The 2,531-nt window shown below is 65.2% G+C and carries 2 protein-coding genes and 1 pseudogene; all 3 read right to left on the minus strand.

Translation table 11 applies throughout. The annotated features are described in order from the left end of the window. Positions 1–91, minus strand: a pseudogene (locus OC610_RS25385) (ABC transporter ATP-binding protein); the annotation flags it as partial. Then, the gene (locus OC610_RS25390; RefSeq protein ID WP_181288362.1) at positions 88–1,077 is read right to left on the minus strand and encodes a YVTN family beta-propeller repeat protein; all 990 of its coding nucleotides are present in this window, start codon (positions 1,075–1,077) and stop codon (positions 88–90) included. The pseudogene OC610_RS25385 and the gene OC610_RS25390, both read right to left, overlap by 4 nt. A 26-nt stretch (positions 1,078–1,103) precedes the next feature. Then, entirely contained in the window at positions 1,104–2,270 is a 1,167-nt protein-coding gene (locus OC610_RS25395; RefSeq protein WP_181288361.1) for an ABC transporter substrate-binding protein, read from the minus strand. Positions 2,271–2,531: the final 261 nt, after the last annotated feature.

Consider the following 2,531-nt stretch of genomic DNA (forward strand, 5'->3'; position numbering starts at 1 on the left):
AGTGTCCGGCGGGCACGCTGAAATGGATCTGGCGCAAGGCCTCCCGGGCGCCGTAGGCGAAACTCAGGTCGCTGACCTCCAAGGCGTTCATGGCGTCACCACCACGCCCCAGGGATAGCGCCCGACTTTCACCGATTTGAGCACCTTGCGGCTCTCCACGTCGATCACCGAGACATCGCCGCTGACGCCGTTGGTCGCCAGCAATTGCTTCTGGTCCGGGGTGAACGCCAGTTGCCAGACGCGCCGGCCCACCAGCAGGTAATCCAGCACCTCGAAGGTCTTGGCGTCGATCACCGCCACATGGTTGGCCGGTCCCAGGGCGACGAACGCGAGCTTGCCGTCGGCGCTGAGCTTGATGCCCACCGGCTGCACCTTGTCCGGGTGCACGCCCTTGATCTGGAAGGTCAGGGTCTTGAGGACCTGGCGCGTCGCGACGTCGAGGATGGTCAAGGTGCCGCCGATTTCCGCCGAGGCCCAGAGCTGCGTGCCCTCGCGATTGAATTCGACAAAACGCGGACGCTGATCCACCAGCGTGCTGTCCGCCAACGTCTGGGTGCTCGTGTCGATCCAGTGCAGCATGTTGGTGGTCTCGCTGGTGTTGACCGCCCACTTGCCGTCGGGGCTGACAGCCATGCCTTCGGGCTCGACGCCCACGCCGATCTGGCCCAGCACTTCGGAGGTCTGGGTGTCGATCACCGTGACCAGCGCATCGTCTTCGTTGGAAACATAGAGCCAGCGATCATTGGGGTGCAGGGCGAATTGCTCCGGATCCTTGCCGGAAGGCAGTTCCTTGATGATCTTGCGGGTGGCGACGTCCATCACCTGGACACGGTCCGAATCGCTGGCGCAGATGTACAGCAGGCGATTGTCATGGGACAACAACAGGCCCCGGGGGCGTTGGCCCACCGGCAAGGTTTCGACGACTTCCAGGCGCTGCAGGTCGATCAGGCTGAGGCTGTTGTCTTTTTCATTGGAGACCCAGGCGATGCTGGCGGCAGCGGGACCGGCAAGGAGCAGCGAGGCGCCCAGGGCGAGGGCTTGGCGAAGCAGAGCCGGGTTGAGCAGGGGGCGGCGCATGGCGTTTTCCTTATTGTTGTGATCGATCAGGGGTAGCGACAGCTCACTTCGGGCCGGTCGAAGCCCAGGCTGTCCATTTCGTTGGAAGGGTGCAGGAAGCCGTCCTGGGGCGAGGTGCTGACCAGCGCTCGCGGCTGGACCAGGGGAATCGGTTGGCGCAACTGGCCATTCCAGGGTCGGTAGCTGAGCTTGCGGCCCTTGAAACCATCCAGCGGCAGCTCGTCGCCGAGGGCCAGTTGGCGGATGGCGAACGGGTCGTCCTGGCGCAACTTGCTGACGGCGGCGGCGATGCTGCGCACGGCGATCCAGGCGGCGAAGTCGCGGTCGTTCATCCAGCGACCGGCCAGGGCTTCGAAGCGTTTTTGCAGTTGCGCCGCGCCGTAGGTCTCGACGGTCTTGTGCCAGCCGGTGGGCGTCAGCCCCTGGGTGCCGGCCACCGGGCGCGGGAACCAGGTCTGGTAGGGCACGTATTCGCCGAAGTCGCCGCGCTCGTCGGCCACCAGCACCACGTCGTACTCGGCGGCCTGGGTGAACAGCGGCATGTCGGCCTGGGCGCTGCGGCGCTGGTCGTTGTCGAACTGCCAGGGCTTCTCGGCGACGATCTTCATGCCGAAGCGCTTCATGGCCCGGCGCAAGGCGGCGGCGTAGGCCTGGTCTTCGGGTGTCTGGCCGACGATCAGCAAGGCCCGCTGCCATTTGCGCACGACACTGAATTGGATCAGGGCATCGGCGAGGGTCGCGCGGTCGGGCAGGGTGTGCAGCACGTTACCCAGGCAGTCGGTTGTGCGCAGGTTGTCGTCGGGGCTGCCGGCGTTGAACAGCAGGCTGTCGGGGAGGGCCGCGCTGAGCTGGCGCAGGCTCTCGCCCGACGCATTCACCACGAACAGGCGCAGGCCTTGCGCATGCTGGGCACGGGCGGCCTCCAGGAGCGCTTCGGGGGTGTCGACGTTGGCGCTTTCGAGGCGGTAGTCGTGCTTGAGAAAACGTCCGGTGCTGTTGCTGTCGATGATCGCCAGTTCGGCGCCGCGCAGCCCGGCGTCGGTGGGTTCGGCGATAACGTTGGATAACAGGGGGCCCGGATCGGGCCGGTAGCCGAGGTAGCCGATGCGCACCTGCAACGGCACGGCATCGCCGGCTTGGGCGGCTGTCGCAGCAAACAGGCAGACCAGGGCGTAACTGACAAGCCGGCGCATGACGTCCTCCATTGCAGGTAGCGCCAGCATAGGAAGGCCGTGGTCCCGGGGAAATATGCAGAAAGTACCGCCGGGGCAGTACCAAGGTAGTAGCTCGCCCCAGGCGTCGGGGTTTTAGGATGCTTTCAATTGTCATTCATCAGGGAGCGGACAGACCGTGCGAATGTTCAAGACGCTGCTGTTGCCGTTGTTACTGATCCTGAGTTTGATCGGAGTGGATTGGCGTGCCCCGACCCCTGTGGGAGCGAGCTTGCTCGCGAT

The sequence above is a fragment of the Pseudomonas agronomica genome (genome assembly GCF_025917275.1).
Classification (GTDB): Bacteria; Pseudomonadota; Gammaproteobacteria; order Pseudomonadales; family Pseudomonadaceae; genus Aquipseudomonas; species Aquipseudomonas agronomica.